The following is a 16639-nucleotide window of genomic DNA, read 5'->3' as shown; positions in this document are numbered from 1 at the left end:
CCGACCCCACCGCTCCCCGGCCCGCCTCCGCCGATCTGCTGCGCTCCGTCTTCCGGCGGCACGCGGCGGGGGTCGCGGTGATCACCGCCCGTGGCGAGGCCGGTCCGGTCGGCTTCACCGCCACCTCCCTCGCCTCCGTCTCCGCCGAGCCCCCGCTGCTCTCCTTCAACATCGCCACCGGCGGATCCAGCTGGCCGGTGATCGCCAGGACCGGTCACGTCGGCGTCCACGTACTCGGCGAGCACCAGGAGGAGCTGGCCGCCGTCTTCGCGCGCCGCGGAGCCGACCGCTTCGCCGCGCCGACCTCCTGGCACGAGGGCCCCGAGGGAATACCCGTCCTGGACGGCGTGCTCGCCTGGCTGGTGTGCCGTGTCGTGGCGCGGGTGCCCGCCGGGGACCACCACATCGTGGTGGCCGAGGTCGTGCACGGCGACCCCACGGGCGCCGGGCGTCCGCTTCTGTACCACCAGGGGCGCTTCACCGCACTGCGTGATTGATCACGGCCCCGCTCTCCTGCGGACTCGTCGGATTCCGATTACGCTGCGTTGCGAAGGTCACAGTTCAAAGCGCTTGCTTAGCGGGCACGGACTGAGTGTACTGACGAGTAATATGCGGCCCGGAGCGTGCGGTCGCCCCCGCCCGTGATCGGCCGCTTCAGGCGCCTATGCTGCCTGCAGGAAGGCAGCCGAAATGACGATGCAGTAGGAGAGCCGGCGTGAGCTTGAGGATCGTTGTCACTGTGAAGTACGTGCCCGACGCCACTGGCGACCGGCACTTCGCCGATGACCTGACCGTCGACCGGGACGACGTGGACGGTCTGCTCTCCGAGCTGGACGAGTACGCGGTCGAGCAGGCCCTGCGGATCGCCGAGAACTCCGACGACGACGTCGAGGTCACGGTGCTGACGGTGGGCCCGGAGGACGCCAAGGACGCGCTGCGCAAGGCGCTGTCCATGGGTGCGGACAAGGCCATCCACGTCGAGGACGAGGACCTGCACGGCACCGACGCCATCGGCACCTCGCTGGTGCTGGCCAAGGCGATCGAGAAGGCCGGCTACGACCTGGTGATCTCCGGCATGGCCTCCACCGACGGCTCCATGGGCGTGGTGCCGGCCCTGCTGGCCGAGCGTCTGGGCGTGCCGCAGGTGACGCTGCTGTCCGAGGTGTCGGTCGAGGACGGCGTCGTCAAGGGCCGCCGCGACGGGGACACCGCCTCCGAGCAGCTTCAGGCCTCGCTGCCGGCGGTGGTGTCGGTGACCGACCAGTCGGGCGAGGCCCGCTACCCGTCCTTCAAGGGCATCATGGCGGCCAAGAAGAAGCCGGTCACCTCCTGGGACCTGTCCGACCTGGACATCGAGGCGGACGAGGTCGGCCTGGAGAACGCCTACACCAAGGTCGAGAGCGCCGCGGAGCGTCCGGCCCGCACCGCGGGCACGATCGTCAAGGACGAGGGCGAGGGCGGCAAGCAGCTCGCCGAGTTCCTCGCGAGCCAGAAGTTCATCTGAGCCGCAGCGGTTCGAGCTCGCTTCCCGCCCCGCACACCTTCGCACGCAGGAGAGAAGAAGTCCCATGGCTGAAGTCCTCGTCTACGTCGACCACGTCGGCGGCGTCGTCCGCAAGCCCGCCCTGGAGCTGCTGACCCTGGCCCGCCGCATCGGCGACCCGGTCGCCGTCGCCCTCGGCGAGGGGGCCGCCGACACCGCCGGCACGCTCGCCGAGCACGGCGCGGTCAAGATCCTCACCCATGACGCCGCCGAGTACGCCGAGTACCTGGTGGTGCCGAAGGTGGACGCCCTGCAGGCCGCGGTCGAGCAGGTCTCCCCGGCGGCGGTGCTGGTCTCCTCCTCCGCGGAGGGCAAGGAGATCGCCGCCCGCCTGGCGCTGCGCATCGGCTCCGGCATCATCACCGACGCCGTCGACCTGCAGGCGTCCGACGAGGGCCCGGTGGCCACCCAGTCGGTGTTCGCCGCGTCCTACACCACCACCTCCCGGGTCACCAAGGGCGTCCCGGTCATCACCGTCAAGCCCAACAGCGCGGCCGTGGAGCAGGCCCCGGCCGCCGGTGCGGTCGAGGCGCTGAACGTCACGTTCTCCGAGCAGGCCACCGGCACGAAGATCACCAGCCGTACGCCGCGTGAGTCGACGGGCCGCCCGGAGCTGACCGAGGCCGCGATCGTGGTCTCCGGCGGCCGCGGCGTGGGCGGCGCGGAGAACTTCGCGCTGATCGAGTCGCTGGCCGACTCCCTCGGCGCGGCCGTGGGCGCCTCGCGGGCCGCGGTGGACGCCGGCTGGTACCCGCACACCCAGCAGGTCGGCCAGACCGGCAAGACCGTCTCGCCGCAGCTGTACATCGCCGCCGGCATCTCCGGCGCGATCCAGCACCGCGCCGGCATGCAGACCTCGAAGACCATCGTGGCCATCAACAAGGACCCCGAGGCCCCGATCTTCGACCTGGTCGACTACGGCGTGGTCGGTGACCTGTTCGAGGTCGTCCCGCAGCTCACCGAGGAGATCAAGGCGCGCAAGGGCTGACCTTCCGGCAACGGCCGAGGCCCCCGTGACCCCGAGCGGCACGGGGGCCTCGGACTGCTTCGGGGGGACGGACGGCCCGGACGGCGCACCCGGGCGGTGAGCCCACGCGGTGGGCCCGGGCGGTGGACCCGGGCCGGAGCCGGGCGGCGAGGAGGCGCCGCCCGGCGGAAACGCACCGCCTCCGCCGCGCGGCGGTCACTCCTCCGGCGGCAGCTCGCCCGAGCCCCGGGTGATCAGCCGGGTCGGCAGCTCGATGCGCTCCGGGGCGACGAGGGAGCCGTCCAGCTGGCGGAAGAGGCGTTCGGCGGCCGTGCGGCCGAGGGCGGCGGCGTCCTGGGCGACGACGGTGATGCCCGGCCGGAGCAGATCGGCCAGCTCGATGTCGTCGAAGCCCACGAGGGCGACCCGGCGCGGCTGCTCGGCCAGGACCCGCAGCACGGTGACGGTCACCCGGTTGTTGGCCGAGAAGATCGCGGTGACCGGGGCGGGGCCGGTCAGCATCGCCTCGGCGGCCCGGCGCACCCGCTCGGGGTCGGTGGCGCCCAGGGACATCCAGGAGTCCTCGACCGCTATCCCCGCGTCCTCCATCGCCGCCCGGTAGCCGCGCAGGCGCTCGGCGGCCGTGTGGATGCGCGGCATGTCGCCGATGAACCCGATCCGGCGGTGGCCGTGGGCGATCAGATGGGCGACACCGTCGCGGGCGCCGCCGAAGTTGTCCGACAGCACCACGTCGGCGGTGATGCGCCCGGCCGGGCGGTCCACGAACACGGTGGCGACGCCCGCCTTGATCTCCGGCTCCAGATACCGGTGGTCGTCGCCGGCCGGGATGACGACCAGCCCGTCCACCCGCCGGGCGCACAGCGCCAGCGCCAGCTCCTGCTCGCGCTCCGGGTCCTCCGCGCTGGAGCCGTTGATGAGCAGGGCGCCGTGTGCGCGGGCGACCTCCTCCACCGCGCGGCTGAGCGGGCCGTAGAACGGGTCGGCGAGGTCCTCCAGGATCAGCCCGATGCTCGACGTACGGCCCTTGCGCAGCACCCGCGCGCTGTCGTTGCGCCGGAAGCCGAGGGCCTCGATGGCCTCCTGGACGCGCCGCTCGGTCTCCGGGGTGACGCCGGGCTCGCCGTTGACCACCCGGGAGACGGTCTTCAGACCGACTCCGGCGCGTGCCGCCACGTCCTTCATCGTCGGGCGGCTGCCGTAGCGGGGGGCGGGGCGGTCGGCTCGGCGAGTGGTCTCTGGCACGATGCGGCGTCCTGTCCTGTCGTCCACGAAGGGCGTGGTGGTCCCCGGGGCATGCAGCCGTACGAGGATGTGGCATCGTCGAGCATAGAACCTGGACAACGTTGTCATAGGCGCGAGAAACTGTTCCGCGCACACTCCGGCCGGCGTCCCCCACCGCGAGACCGGGCTGCGCCCTCTCTTGGCTTTCTTCATGTTGACGGGGAGATTCGACTCTGATGCACACCGACCTCGTGGCTGCGCTGGACATCGGCGGCACCAAGATCGCCGGAGCGCTGGTGGACGGTCACGGCAGCATCCTGGTGCGCGCCCAGCGCGCGACACCCGCGCGGAAGGACGGCGACACCGTCATGCGCGCCGTGGAGGAGGTGCTCGGCGACCTGATGGCGTCGCCGCTGTGGGGGCGGGTCACGGCCCTGGGCATCGGCAGCGCGGGCCCGGTGGACGCCTCCACGGGCACCGTCAGTCCCGTGAACGTGCCCGGCTGGCGCGGCTATCCGCTGGTCGAGCGGGCCCGTGCCGTCGTCGGCGGTCTGCCCGTGCGGCTGATCGGCGACGGTGTGGCCATCGCGGCGGCCGAGCACTGGCAGGGCGCCGCCCGCGGCCACGACAACGCGCTGTGCATGGTGGTCTCCACCGGTGTGGGCGGCGGTCTGATCCTGGGCGGGCACCTGCACCCCGGCCCGACCGGCAACGCCGGTCACATCGGCCACATCAGCGTGGACCTCGAGGGCGACCCGTGCCCGTGCGGCTCGCGCGGCTGCGTGGAGCGCATCGCGAGCGGCCCGAACATCGCCCGCCGTGCGCTGGCGGACGGCTGGCGGCCGGGCCCCGACGGCGACACCTCGGCCGCCGCGGTGGCCGCCGCCGCCCGGGCCGGCGACCCGGTCGCCCTGGCCTCCTTCGAACGTGCGGCCCGTGCCCTGGCGGCGGGCATCGCCGCCACCGCGACCCTGGTCGAGATCGACATCGCGGTGATCGGCGGAGGGGTGGGCAAGGCGGGCGACGTTCTCTTCTCCCCCCTCCGCAAGGCCCTGGCCGACTACGCCACGCTCTCCTTCGTCCGGCGCCTGACGGTGGTTCCGGCCCTGACGGGCACGGACGCCGGCCTGGTGGGGGCGGCGGCGGCCGTCCTCAAGGCGCGGATGGACGCGACGGCGGGGGTCTGAGGAGACCGCGGCCGCGGACACCGGGGCGGCGGCAAGGGCGGCAGCGGCCGGCGGTCCTTGCCGCCAAAGCCCCGACCACTGAGCGAGGAGAGAGAGGGAGAAGTAGCGACAGAAGAAGATCATGTCCGTTTTGTCGCTGTGTGTTTACGGTGAGAGGTGTCGGACTCTGTTGGAAGAAGTGGATAACAGTTGTTCGATATCTCGTCAAACCCCTTGACGACCGGGCGAAAAGGCGGTGGGATCCAACTCCCGCGTTCGTTTGTGTTTGATGGCACCCCGAGGAGAGGGACATGGCGCAGTCATCGTCCGCACGGCCCGTCCTGCCGGGGAGAACAGCAGGACATCCGATGTCCCGGCGCAGTCTCTTACGGGGTGCGGCCGCCGGAGCCTGCATGGTCACGCTCCCCGCCCTGCTGTCCGCCTGCGGCCATGGGCCCGGCGGGAACAGGAACCAGGTCACCGTCGGGTCGAACGCCTCCGACGCCGTCCCGAGGAAGGCGTACGCGGCGGCCTTCGAGGCCTACCGGAAGCAGACCGGCAAGCAGGTGAAGGTCAACACCAAGGACCACAACGACTTCCAGGAGAACATCAACCGCTATCTGCAGGGCACGCCCGACGACGTCTTCATGTGGTTCGCGGGATACCGCATGCAGTACTTCGCCCAGAAGGGGCTGCTGACCGAGATCAGCGACGTGTGGGCGTCCTTCTCCGGGTTCTCCGACGCCATCAAGGAGCAGTCGTCGTACGACGGCAAGCAGTACTTCGTGCCGTACTACTACTACCCGTGGGCGGTCTTCCACCGCAGGAGCCTGTTCCAGCAGAGGGGCTATCAGCAGCCCAGGACCTGGGACCAGTTCATCGCGCTGGCCAAGCGGATGCACAAGGACGGCACCCCGGTCGCCTTCTGCGACAAGGACGGCTGGCCCGCCATGGGCACCTTCGACTACATCAACCTGCGTCTCAACGGCTACGACTTCCACAAGGCCCTGATGGCGGGCGAGGAGGCCTGGAACGACAACCGGGTGAAGAAGGTCTTCGACACCTGGCGCGAGCTGATGCCGTACTACCAGAAGGGCGCCCTGGGCCGGACCTGGGAGGAGGCCGGGCAGAGCCTGCAGCAGCGCAGGACGGGCATGGTCGTCCTGGGCATGCAGCACCCCGGCACCCAGTTCCCGGACGACGAGCGCGACGACATCGACTTCTTCGCCTTCCCCGAGATCGACCCGAGCCACGGCCAGGACGCGGTCGAGGCGCCCGTCGACGGCTTCCTGGCCGCGGGGAAGGCCAAGAACATCGACGGCGCCAAGGAGCTGCTCAAGTGGCTCGGCACACCGGAGGCCGAGGACATCTACCTGCGGCACGACCCCGGCAATGTGGCCGTCAACTCCGGTGCCGACACCTCCGGGTACAGCGCCCTGCAGAAGAAGTCCGTCGAACTCGTCGCCGGCGCCAAGCAGATCTCGCAGTTCCTGGACCGCGACACCCGTCCCGACTTCGCCTCGACCGTGATGATCCAGGCGCTCCAGGACTTCATCCGGGACCCGAAGGACGTGGACGGGCTGTGCAACCGCATCGAACGGCAGAAGAAGACCATCTTCTCCCAGCCCGTCGGCTGATCACCGGGGGAGACCTTCCGTGGCGCTCACCTTTCCGCGGCGTGCCGGACGGCGACGGTTCACCCGACGCGACCTCGTCGTCCTGGGCGTGCTCCTCGGCATTCCGGTCCTGCTCGACATCACCGTCGTCTGGGGCCCGGCACTGGCCTCCATCGGCCTGTCCTTCACCGCCTGGGACGGCATCGGGGACATCCACTGGGTCGGCGGGGACAACTACGGGAACCTCGTGGACAACTACCCGCCGTTCTGGCCGGCGGTCCGCAACAACGTCCTGTGGCTGCTCTTCCTGGGCCTGATCGCGACCCCGTTCGGACTGTTCCTGGCCGTCCTCATCGACCGGGGCATCCGCTTCAGCCGCTTCTACCAGTCCGTGTTCTACATGCCGGTGGTGCTCTCGCTGGCCGTGGTCGGCTTCATCGCCCAGCTGGTGCTGGGCACCGACCAGGGCGCGCTCAACACCCTCCTCGGCAACCGCGACGACCCGGTCGACTGGCTCGGCGACTCCCGCCTCAACATCTGGATGATGATGATCGCCGCGAGCTGGCGGCACGTCGGCTACGTGATGATCCTGTACCTGGCCGGCCTCAAGTCCGTCGACCCGGCCCTGAAGGAGGCGGCGGCGATCGACGGCGCGGGCGAGCGCCAGACGTTCTTCCGCGTGGTCCTGCCGACGCTGCGCCCGGTGAACGTCATCGTCGGCGTCATCACGGTCATCGAGGCCCTGCGCGCCTTCGACATCGTCTACGCGGTCAACAAGGGCCGCAACGGACTGGAGCTGCTGTCGGTGCTCATCACCGACAACATCATCGGCGAGGCCGGCCGCATCGGCTTCGGCTCCGCCATCGCCGTGGTCCTGCTCGTCGTGTCCCTGGGATCCATCGTGACGTTCCTGGTCCAAGAGCTGCGAGGTGCCCGCGAGACATGACGACCGACATCCGCACCCCCGTGCCCGTGCGCCCTCCGGCGCCCGCCCCCCTTCAGCCGCCGCGGCCCCGCCGGCGCCGCGGCCGCTGGGGCGCGCAGATCTTCCTCACGGCGGTCTCGCTGGCGTTCCTCGCCCCGCTGCTGCTCGCCGTCTACGCCTCGCTGCGCCCCTATCAGGAGACGGCCCGGTACGGGTACTTCTCCTGGCCCAGGGAGCTGTCCTTCGAGTACTACCGCCGGGCCTTCACCGAGTCCGGCATGGGCAAGTACTTCGTCAACACGCTGATCATCACGGTGCCCGCGGTGATCGTCACCCTGTTCCTGGCGGCGTTCGTGGCGTTCGCGGTCTCGCGTCTGCGGCTGCGCGGCGGTCTGCTCCTGCTGGTGTTCTTCACGGCGGGCAATCTGCTGCCGCAGCAGGTGATCGCCACCCCCCTGTACGTGCTGTTCAACAGCATTCCCCTGCCGTGGTGGATGTCCGACTCGCTGACGATGTACGACTCCCACTGGGCCGTCATCGTCGTCAACATCGGCTTCCAGCTGGGCTTCTGCGTCTTCGTCCTGGCCAACTTCATGCGCACGCTGCCCCAGGAGATCCTGGAGGCGGCGGTCGTCGACGGCGCCGGTGTGTGGACGCAGTTCTGGCGTGTCACCCTGCCGCTGTGCCGTCCGGCCCTCGCGGCCCTGGCCACCTTGGAGTTCACCTGGATCTACAACGACTTCCTCTGGGCCCTGATCTTCATCTCCGACCCCGACAAGCTCCCGATCACCTCCTCCCTGAACAATCTGCGCGGCCAGTTCTTCACGGACTACAACCTGCTGGCGGCCGGTTCGGTCCTGGTGGCCCTTCCGACGGTCCTGGTCTTCCTGCTCCTGCAGCGGCACTTCGTCGCGGGGCTGACCCTGGGGTCGACGAAGGGATGACCGCGACCGGCACAGGTGCGGGCACCGGCCCTCGGCCGGTGCACCACCCGGCGGCAACCGGCGCCGCCGGCCCGGCCGTGTGCTCCTCTGGCCGCGGCGGGCGCCGTGGCGTTCGGTGGCAGGACCCTTGATCCACAGGGCCTTTAATTCAGTGGACGGGGTGTCAGCTGCCACGGGTATGGTGATCGCACAACCTCATGCACCTCCCGGTGCGCAGGCCGCGGCTACTTCTTCCGGTGAGCGCGCCGCAGCCGTCCTGATCTCGGGAGGCACAGCATCGGGGGTGCCCGGTGCGCAGGCGACGGTTACTTCCACGGTAAACGGGGTGGTTGCGGGTTCGACTCCCGCCGGGGGCCCAGGCCTCCGTAGCTCAACCGGCAGAGCTCCACGTTCCCGTCACCGACTCGATCTCGGGCACCCCCTGCTGGGTCTCCCCTCCACAGCGAGGGGTTTTCCATGACCAGATTCAACACCCGCGGCACCCGCCCGTCCGTCTCCTCGCCCGTGACGTCGACCGGGGAGACGACCCGCACCCACGAAGGCGGCACCGGCCACCTCCGCGACACCAAGTCCGAACTGTTCCTGCTCGCCGTCTCCAACCTCGTCGGCACCGACACCTTCTACGAGAAGGGCGGCGACCGCGACGACCGGTACACGCAGCTCGTGCGCACGCTCGCCGTCACCGACCCGGCATGGTGCGCCGGCCTGCTCCACTGGCTCCGCGGCGACGCCCACATGCGCACCGCGTCCCTCGTCGGGGCCGCCGAGTTCGTCAAGGGCCGCCTGGACGCCGCGAAGACGGGAGACCTCGCCCCCGGCACGCGGACGGAGAACGCCGCGGGCGGAGGCTGGAACCGCCGCGTCATCGGCTCCGTGCTCCAGCGCGCCGACGAGCCCGGCGAACTCCTCGCCTACTGGACGTCGAAGCACGGCCGCCGCATCCCCAAGCCCGTCAAGCGCGGCATCGAGGACGCCCTCGGCCGGCTGTACACCGAGCGGTCCCTGCTGAAGTACGACACCGGCTCCAAGGGTTTCCGCTTCGGCGACGTCATCGAACTCGTCCACCCGGCCCCGGCCGCGCCGTGGCAGGGCGACCTGTTCGAGCACGCCATCGACCGCCGCCACCACCGCGACAAGCCCATTCCCGAGTCCCTGCGGCTGCTCCGCACCCGTGACGAGATCGCCAAGTGGCCGGTGGAGAAGCGGCGCGCCCTGCTGAAGCGCCCGGACGCCGCCGACTTCCTGCAGCGCGCCGGCATGACCTGGGAGGCCCTCGCGGGCTGGCTGCAGGGGCCGATGGACGCCGCGGCGTGGGAGGCCGTCATCCCGTCGATGGGCTACATGGCGCTGCTGCGGAACCTGCGGAACTTCGACGAGGCCGGCGTGTGCGACGAGGTCGCCGAGACGGTGGCCCGCCGCCTTGCGGACCCGGAGCAGGTCGCCCGGTCCCGTCAGCTGCCGATGCGGTTCTACTCCGCGTACCGGGCGGCGCCGTCGCTGCGCTGGGGCCACGCCCTGGAGAAGGCGCTCGACACCTCCCTCGCCAACATCCCCGTCCTGCCGGGGCGGACGCTGGTCCTCGTCGACACGTCCTCCTCGATGGAGGAGAGGTTCTCCCGGGACGGGACGCTGATGCGGTGGGACGCCGCGGCCCTGTTCGGGATCGCGCTGGGGCAGCGCTGCGCGAACGCGGACGTCGTCTCCTTCTCGTCCGCCCGCTTCCACTGGAACGACGCCCCCGGCGCGAACACGAAGGCGTTCCCGCTGCGGCGCGGCGAGTCCCTGCTGCGCGCGGTCGGCCGGTGGAGGGACGGGGGCTGGTTCCTGGGCGGCGGCACCGACACCGCGCTCGCGCTGCGCAAGGAGTTCCGCGGCCACGACCGGGTCGTCGTCGTCACCGACGAGCAGACCGGACACGACCACCAGGAGGTGACCCGGTCCGTACCGGAGACGGTGCCGATGTACACCTGGAACCTCGCGGGCTACCAGGCCGGGCACGCCCCCTCGGGGAGCGGGTGGCGGCACACGTTCGGCGGGCTCACCGACCAGGCTTTCCGGATGATCCCGCTGCTGGAGGCCGGGCGGGATGCGCGCTGGCCGTGGGAGGAGGCCCCCGCCGCCTGACCCCGTGCCGCACTGCCGGCGGGCCCGCCGCGCAGGTCCCCTGTCGCGGCGGGCCTTTCGCGGCACACGGTCCGCGCGGCCGGTTCTTCACCGGCTGCAACCTGCCGGCGGCCGGTTCGGTCCGGGTGGCCCTTCCGGCGGTCCTGGCCCTCCTGCTTTTGCAGCGGCACTTCGTCGCGGGGCCGGCTCCGGGGCGACGAAGGGGTGACCGGGGACTTCTGCCCACAGTGCGCCGGTCCCGCGGACCCGGTGCACCCCGGACGCAGGACCCCGCTGCGGTTCGTGCCGTGACCTTTGGACGGTCACGGCAGTTGAAAGGGCATGAAGAAGCGCAGCATGCTCGCCCTCGCCTCCCTGGCCACCGGATTCGTCGTGGCCGCCGTCACCCCGTCGCACGCCGCCGAGCACGGCCGGACCGGCGATCCGGCGGTGAAGGACGCCGTGGGCACCGTCGGCCAGATCCTCGGACAGGACGGCCTCCCCATGACCGACAAGGCCCCGCGGCCCCGCCGCTGAGGCCGGCCGGGAGCGGCGCCGGTGCCCCCCTCGAGGGGGGCACCGGCGCCATTCTGTGAGCGGGTCCTCCACGGGGGGCTGGTTTCCGTGGCAGGGTGAAGCGGGCAAGCCACAGGGGGCAACACAAGAGGGGGACTCGTGATCGTTTGGATCAACGGCGCTTTCGGTGCGGGCAAGACCACCACCGCACGGGAACTGGTCGAGCTGATCCCGAACAGCACGCTCTTCGACCCCGAGGTCATCGACGGCGCGCTCACGCATCTGCTGCCGCCCAAACACCTTGCCGAGGTCAGCGACTACCAGGATCTGCCGATCTGGCGGCGCCTGGTGATCGACACGGCCGCCGCGATGCTCGCCGAGCTGGGCGGAGTCCTCGTGGTCCCCATGACGCTGCTGCGGCAGGAGTACCGGGACGAGATCTTCGGCGGCCTCGCCGCCCGCCGCATCGCCGTCCGGCATGTCCTCCTCATCCCAGCGGAAACGATCCTGCGGGAGCGGATAGCCGGCCGTGAGATCCCGCCCGGACTCCCCGACGGCGAGGCGCGCATACGGCAGTGGTCCTACGACCACATCGAGCCCTACCGCGCCGCCCTCGCCTCCTGGCTCACCGCCGACGCCCACCCCGTCGACACCAGTTCCCTCACCCCGTACGAGACGGCCGTCCGGATCGTCGAGGCCGTGAGCAACGGTGCCGTGCCCGTCTGCGACATCGTGCAGACCCCGGAGCCCACCGGCGAGACGGTCGCCTCGGGGGTGCTCCTCTTCGACGAGCAGGACCGGGTACTGCTCGTCGACCCCACCTACAAACCCGGCTGGGAGTTCCCCGGCGGTGTCGTCGAGCCCGGCGAGGCACCGGCCCGCGCGGGGATGCGGGAGGTCGCCGAGGAGACCGGGGTGCGGCTGAACGACGTGCCCCGCCTGCTCGTCGTCGACTGGGAGCCGCCCGCACCCCCCGGCTTCGGCGGTCTGCGCTTCCTCTTCGACGGCGGCCGCCTGGGCTCCGCGGCGGCCGAGCGCCTGCTCCTGCCCGGCCCCGAACTGCGCGACTGCCGCTTCGTCACCGAGCAGGAGGCCGCCTCCCTCCTCCCGCCCGTCCGCTACGAACGGCTCCGCCGCGCACTGCGGGCACGCGAACGCGGAGCGGCGGTGTACCTGGAGGCGGGCGTCCCGGTCGGCTGAGGCCCGGCACCCGGCGCCCCCGGTCCGCTCCCGCGGCACCGGCCGGATCCGGGGGCGTTCTGCCGCCGGGAAGGCCGGAAAGCCGCAGGAGGCCGGAAGGAGGGCCGGAGGAGGCCGAAAGAGGTGCCGGGGAGCCCGGAGGCGGCCGGAGGGGAGGCCCGGGCGCGGGGAGGGCTCAGCCCGCCGCGTAGTTGCGCAGGAAGAGCGCCTCCGCGACCGACAGGCGCTCCAGCTCCTCGGGGGAGACGCTCTCGTCCACGGCGTGGATCCGCGCCTCCGGCTCGCTCAGGCCGATGAGGAGGATCTCGGCCTTCGGGTAGAGCGAGGCGAGGGTGCTGCACAGGGGGATGGAACCGCCCTGGCCGGCGTACTGCATCTCCTGGCCGGGATAGGCGACCGCCATCGCGTCGGCCATCGCCCGGTAGGCCGGGCCGGCGGTGTCGGCGCGGAAGGCCTGCCCCTGTCCGATCCGCTCGGTGCGCACCCGGGCGCCCCACGGTGTGTGCGCCCGCAGATGGGCCTCGAGCAGTTCGGTCGCCCGGGCCGCGTCGACGCCCGGCGGCACCCGCAGGCTGACCAGGGCGCGGGCGCTCGCCTGCACGGACGGGGTGGCGCCGACGACCGGCGGGCAGTCGATGCCGAGGACGGTGACGGCAGGGCGGGCCCACAGGCGGTCGGCGACCGTGCCGGAGCCGATCAGCCCCACGCCGTCGAGCACCTTGGCGTCCTTGCGGAACTGCTCCTCGTCGTACTCCAGGCCCTCCCACACGGAGCCGCCGTCCAGGCCGTCCACGGTCGTCGAGCCGTCCTCGGCGCGCAGCGAGTCCAGGACGCGGATCAGCGCGGCGAGCGCATCGGGCGCGGCACCGCCGAACTGGCCGGAGTGCAGGTTGCCCTCGAGGGTGTCGACCTGGACGCGGACCAGGGTCATGCCGCGCAGAACGGTGGTGGCGGTGGGCAGGCCGAGGCGGAAGTTGCCGCTGTCGCCGATCACGATGGCGTCGGCCTCCAGCAGCTCCGGGTGCTCCTCGGCGTAGCGCTCCAGACCGCCGGTGCCCTGCTCCTCCGAGCCCTCGACGATCACCTTGACGTTCACCGGCACGCCGCCGTTCGCCTTCAGCGCGCGCAGCGCGAGCAGGTGCATGATGACGCCGCCCTTGCAGTCGGCGGCGCCGCGTCCGTACCAGCGGCCGTCGCGCTCGGTCAGCTCGAAGGGCGGGCTGGTCCAGCCGGCCTCGTCCAGCGGCGGCTGCACGTCGTAGTGGGCGTAGAGCAGGACCGTCTTCGCGCCCTCGGGGCCGGGCAGGAAGCCGTACACCGACTGGGTGCCGTCCGGGGTGTCGAGCAGGGCCACGTCCGTGAAGCCCTCGGCACGCAGCGCGCCGGCGATCCAGCGCGCGGCCGCCTCGCTCTCGCTCCGCGGGTACTGGTCGAAGTCCGCCACCGACTTGAAGGCCACCAGCTCGGCGAGTTCCGTCCGCGCCCCGGGCATCAGGGAGGCGACGGTGTCAGCGACCGGATGCGACGGCATGGGCACGCTCCTTGTGGGTGCGATGTCGCACTCGTGAGTACCGGGGTGATACTTCCGAGCGCTTCCGTTCTGTGGATGATCGTGTCAGAGCAGGCACGCCCCGGTGCACGGGGCGTGTGCGCTGCCGATCCTCCCACAGCGATCCACGGCGAAGGCCGCCGTAGGATGCGACAGACAGCAGCGGCAGCCGGGTTGATCGGGAGCGGTAGACCATCGTGAGCAGCGGGAACTCTTCGGCGGGCGACGTGCGGGGCGGCGAGCGGCAGGTGTGGGACGTCGTCGTGGTGGGCGCGGGACCCGCGGGCGCCTCGGCCGCCTACGCGGCGGCGGTCGCGGGACGACGCGTACTGCTGCTGGAGAAGGCGGAGCTGCCCCGGTACAAGACCTGCGGCGGAGGGATCATCGGTCCCTCGCGCGACGCGCTGCCGCCCGGGTTCGAACTCCCGCTGAAGGACCGGGTGCACGCCGTGACCTTCTCGCTGGGCGGCCGTTTCACCCGTACCCGCCGCTCCAAGCAGATGCTGTTCGGCCTGCTCAACCGGCCCGAGTTCGACCAGCGGCTCGTCGAGCACGCGCAGCAGGCCGGCGCCGAGCTGCGCACGGGCACCACCGTCCTGCGGGTCGAGCAGCACGGCGCGGCGGTGCCGGACCGGCGTACGGTCGCCGTGGTGCTCCAGGGCGGCGAGACGCTGCTGGCGCGCGCGGTGGTCGGCGCGGACGGCAGCGCCAGCCGCATAGGGGCCCACGTCGGGGTGAAGCTGGACCAGGTGGACCTGGGCCTGGAGGCGGAGATCCCGGTGCCGGAGACCGTCGCCGAGGACTGGCGGGGACGGGTGTTCATCGACTGGGGGCCGCTGCCCGGCAGTTACGGCTGGGTGTTCCCCAAGGGGGACACCCTGACCGTCGGCGTGATCTCGGCACGCGGTGAAGGTGCCGCCACCAAGCGGTACTTGGAGGAGTTCATCGGCCGGCTGGGCCTGGCCGGCTTCGAACCGTCCATCTCCTCGGGGCATCTGACGCGCTGCCGGGCCGACGACTCGCCGCTCTCGCGCGGGCGGGTGCTGGTGTGCGGGGACGCGGCGGGGCTTCTGGAGCCGTGGACGCGCGAGGGCATCTCCTACGCGCTCAGGTCCGGGCGGCTCGCGGGGGAGTGGGCGGTGCGCATCGCCGAGGCGCCCGACGCGGTGGAGACCCGGCGCCAGGCCCTGAACTACGCGTTCGCGATCAAGTCGGGGCTCGGGGTCGAGATGGCCGTCGGCAAGCGGATGCTGGCGGTGTTCGCGCGCCGGCCCGGGCTGTTCCACGCGGCCCTGACCGGCTTCCGGCCCGCCTGGCGGGCGTTCAAGGAGATCACGCAGGGGGCGACCTCGCTCGGCGAGATCGTCCGTACCCGCCCCATGGCCCAGCGCGCCCTGACCGTGCTGGACCGTCAGCCGGCCGCCTCCGGTGCGAAGGACCCGGTCAGTCCACGACCGTGATCCGGAAGACCGGGTGGTCCGGGGCGATCGCGGCGATCTCCTCGCCGGAGGACTTCGCCGTGACGCCCTGGAAGTACCGGCCGGCCTGCCAGCCCCACCGCTCCAGATAGGTCCGCAGGACCGGCGGCTTCTCGGCATCGGGCAGCTCCTGCGCGGTGAACCTCCGCACCTTCCGCCCGACGCGCAGCTCTCCGCCGCCCGCCGCGCGCATGTTGCGGACCCACTGGGAGTGGCCGCGGGCCGAGACGAGGTACTGCTCGCCCCGGTGGGTGTGCGGGTTGACCGGAATGCGCTGCGGCCGGCCGCTGACGCGGCCCCGCACGGTCAGCTCGGCGGAGCCGGCGAGTCTGATCCCGTGCCGGGCGAGGCGGCCGACGAGGCCGTTGAGACGGGCGGTCCACCAGCTGTTCCGGCGGTAGTACGGCGTCGGTGGCGACGACATGGCGCCCCCTTTCCTCGGTGACGGCGCGAGAGAGAGCAGTGCTCTCGTTCGAGAGCAGTGTGCACGGATCGGTGAACCGTCGCAAGAGCAGTGCTCTCTTTTCAGATCGCTGCTCCACTTCGTGTGCGCCGCTCCGCAACCGTGGAACACTTCCCCCCATGAGCACTGTGAAAGGCGCCCGTGCCCGGGCCAGGACGGAGATCACCGCGGCGATCAAGGACGAGGCGCGCCGGCAGCTCGCGAAGGAGGGCGCCGCGAAGCTCTCGCTGCGCGCCGTGGCCCGTGAGCTCGGCATGGTCTCCTCCGCGCTGTACCGGTACTTCCCCAGCCGCGACGAGCTGCTGACCGCGCTCATCACCGACGCCTACGACTCCCTGGGCGAGGCCGCCGAGTCCGCGCACGAGGCGGTGGCCGGCGCCGAGCCCCTGGTGCGCTGGACCGCCGTGTGCGAGGCGGTCCGCGCCTGGGCGCTGGCGCATCCGCACGAGTACGCCCTCATCTACGGCTCGCCCGTGCCCGGCTACAGCGCGCCGCGGACGACCGTCCCGGCCGCGGCCCGCGTCGGCCTGGTCCTCATCGGCATCGTCCGCGACGCCCACGAGCGGGGCGAGCTGGCCGTCCCTCCGCTGCCGCCCGAACTGCTCGGCGAGGCCGGGCGGATGACCGCCGAACTCGCGCCCGGCCTGCCGTCCGAGGCGGGAGCCGCGCTCGTCGCCGCCTGGGCGCAGCTGTTCGGGCTGGTCGGATTCGAGCTGTTCGGTCACTTCAACCGGGTGGTGGAGGACCGCGAGCCGTTCTTCCGGCACGCGGTGGTCCGGCTCGCCCACGGGGTGGGCCTGCGGCCGGCACGCCCCGAAGGGCCCGGAGCTCTCACGGAACGGACGTGATGCCCTTCCGACCGGAGTCCTCCGGCCGGAAGGCCGGCCGAGGCCCCCGCGGCGGCCCGGTGCCGGTGGGGGGGGGGGG

15 protein-coding genes are annotated in these 16639 nt (G+C 71.9%); 12 read left to right on the top strand and 3 right to left on the bottom strand.

The annotated features are described in order from the left end of the window. The 3 genes from CCN35_RS08995 to CCN35_RS08985 all read left to right on the top strand — a co-directional run. A partial coding sequence (locus CCN35_RS08995; RefSeq protein WP_086792146.1) for a flavin reductase family protein occupies nt 1-497 on the top strand: 497 nt, incomplete at its 5' end. Nucleotides 498-715: 218 nt separating this feature from the next. After that, nucleotides 716-1504 carry an electron transfer flavoprotein subunit beta/FixA family protein gene (locus CCN35_RS08990; RefSeq protein WP_067389353.1) on the top strand — a complete coding sequence of 263 codons (789 nt, stop codon included), beginning with the start codon at nt 716-718 and terminating at the stop codon, nt 1502-1504. A 64-nt stretch (nt 1505-1568) separates the two neighbouring features. Further along, nucleotides 1569-2531 (top strand): electron transfer flavoprotein subunit alpha/FixB family protein, encoded by a 963-nt coding sequence (locus CCN35_RS08985; protein ID WP_067389355.1) that lies wholly within the window; start codon nt 1569-1571, stop codon nt 2529-2531. 195 nt (nt 2532-2726) lie between these two features. Here CCN35_RS08985 and CCN35_RS08980 read toward each other — a convergent pair whose 3' ends face one another. Then, a complete protein-coding gene (locus CCN35_RS08980; RefSeq protein ID WP_067389358.1) occupies nt 2727-3773 on the bottom strand; it encodes a LacI family DNA-binding transcriptional regulator in 1047 nt (348 codons plus the stop codon). Nucleotides 3774-3988: 215 nt separating this feature from the next. Here CCN35_RS08980 and CCN35_RS08975 point away from each other — a divergent pair, with 215 nt between their 5' ends. The 7 genes from CCN35_RS08975 (at nt 3989) to CCN35_RS08945 (ending at nt 12222) form a co-directional block, all read left to right on the top strand. Beyond that, nucleotides 3989-4939, top strand: coding sequence for an ROK family protein (locus CCN35_RS08975; RefSeq protein WP_067389361.1), 951 nt, complete (start codon nt 3989-3991; stop codon nt 4937-4939). A 347-nt stretch (nt 4940-5286) separates the two neighbouring features. Beyond that, a complete protein-coding gene (locus CCN35_RS08970; RefSeq protein WP_067389364.1) occupies nt 5287-6555 on the top strand; it encodes an ABC transporter substrate-binding protein in 1269 nt (422 codons plus the stop codon). Nucleotides 6556-6574: 19 nt separating this feature from the next. After that, a complete protein-coding gene (locus CCN35_RS08965; RefSeq protein WP_067389374.1) occupies nt 6575-7480 on the top strand; it encodes a carbohydrate ABC transporter permease in 906 nt (301 codons plus the stop codon). Beyond that, nucleotides 7477-8403, top strand: coding sequence for a carbohydrate ABC transporter permease (locus CCN35_RS08960; protein WP_079129540.1), 927 nt, complete (start codon nt 7477-7479; stop codon nt 8401-8403). The genes CCN35_RS08965 and CCN35_RS08960 overlap by 4 nt, the downstream gene beginning before the upstream one ends. 456 nt (nt 8404-8859) lie before the next feature. Further along, a complete protein-coding gene (locus CCN35_RS08955) occupies nt 8860-10527 on the top strand; it encodes a TROVE domain-containing protein (RefSeq protein ID WP_067389377.1) in 1668 nt (555 codons plus the stop codon). 321 nt (nt 10528-10848) lie between these two features. Continuing rightward, the gene (locus CCN35_RS08950) at nt 10849-11043 is read left to right on the top strand and encodes a hypothetical protein (RefSeq protein ID WP_067389380.1); all 195 of its coding nucleotides are present in this window, start codon (nt 10849-10851) and stop codon (nt 11041-11043) included. Nucleotides 11044-11181: 138 nt separating this feature from the next. Continuing rightward, nucleotides 11182-12222, top strand: coding sequence for an NUDIX hydrolase (locus CCN35_RS08945; protein WP_067389383.1), 1041 nt, complete (start codon nt 11182-11184; stop codon nt 12220-12222). A 175-nt stretch (nt 12223-12397) separates the two neighbouring features. Here CCN35_RS08945 and CCN35_RS08940 read toward each other — a convergent pair whose 3' ends face one another. Next, on the bottom strand, nt 12398-13753 hold the full coding sequence (locus CCN35_RS08940) for a dipeptidase (protein WP_067389385.1): 1356 nt from the start codon (nt 13751-13753) through the stop codon (nt 12398-12400). A 215-nt stretch (nt 13754-13968) separates the two neighbouring features. Here CCN35_RS08940 and CCN35_RS08935 point away from each other — a divergent pair, with 215 nt between their 5' ends. Then, nucleotides 13969-15231, top strand: coding sequence for a geranylgeranyl reductase family protein (locus CCN35_RS08935; RefSeq protein WP_067389387.1), 1263 nt, complete (start codon nt 13969-13971; stop codon nt 15229-15231). On the opposite strand, the gene CCN35_RS08930 is transcribed toward CCN35_RS08935, so the two are convergent. After that, complete coding sequence (locus tag CCN35_RS08930; RefSeq protein WP_067389390.1) at nt 15215-15673, bottom strand: nitroreductase family deazaflavin-dependent oxidoreductase; 459 nt, start codon at nt 15671-15673, stop codon at nt 15215-15217. The genes CCN35_RS08935 and CCN35_RS08930 overlap by 17 nt on opposite strands. A 158-nt stretch (nt 15674-15831) precedes the next feature. On the opposite strand from CCN35_RS08930, the gene CCN35_RS08925 reads away from it, so the two are divergent. Beyond that, nucleotides 15832-16560 (top strand): TetR/AcrR family transcriptional regulator, encoded by a 729-nt coding sequence (locus CCN35_RS08925; RefSeq protein WP_086792144.1) that lies wholly within the window; start codon nt 15832-15834, stop codon nt 16558-16560. Nucleotides 16561-16639: the final 79 nt, after the last annotated feature.

The organism is Streptomyces thermovulgaris, from assembly GCF_002155915.1.
GTDB classification, from domain to species: domain Bacteria; phylum Actinomycetota; class Actinomycetes; order Streptomycetales; family Streptomycetaceae; genus Streptomyces; species Streptomyces thermovulgaris.
The sequence above is the reverse complement of the archived record's forward strand: the minus strand, read 5'-3'. Positions and strand labels throughout refer to the sequence as shown.

Coding starts and splice junctions, on each gene's coding strand:
- CCN35_RS08960 (WP_079129540.1), top strand. CDS start 7,477: ATGACGACCGACATCCGCACCCCCGTGCCCGTGCGCCCTCCGGCGCCC.
- CCN35_RS08970 (WP_067389364.1), top strand. CDS start 5,287: ATGTCCCGGCGCAGTCTCTTACGGGGTGCGGCCGCCGGAGCCTGCATG.
- CCN35_RS08930 (WP_067389390.1), bottom strand. CDS start 15,673: ATGTCGTCGCCACCGACGCCGTACTACCGCCGGAACAGCTGGTGGACC.
- CCN35_RS08975 (WP_067389361.1), top strand. CDS start 3,989: ATGCACACCGACCTCGTGGCTGCGCTGGACATCGGCGGCACCAAGATC.
- CCN35_RS08925 (WP_086792144.1), top strand. CDS start 15,832: ATGAGCACTGTGAAAGGCGCCCGTGCCCGGGCCAGGACGGAGATCACC.
- CCN35_RS08985 (WP_067389355.1), top strand. CDS start 1,569: ATGGCTGAAGTCCTCGTCTACGTCGACCACGTCGGCGGCGTCGTCCGC.
- CCN35_RS08950 (WP_067389380.1), top strand. CDS start 10,849: ATGAAGAAGCGCAGCATGCTCGCCCTCGCCTCCCTGGCCACCGGATTC.
- CCN35_RS08940 (WP_067389385.1), bottom strand. CDS start 13,753: ATGCCGTCGCATCCGGTCGCTGACACCGTCGCCTCCCTGATGCCCGGG.
- CCN35_RS08955 (WP_067389377.1), top strand. CDS start 8,860: ATGACCAGATTCAACACCCGCGGCACCCGCCCGTCCGTCTCCTCGCCC.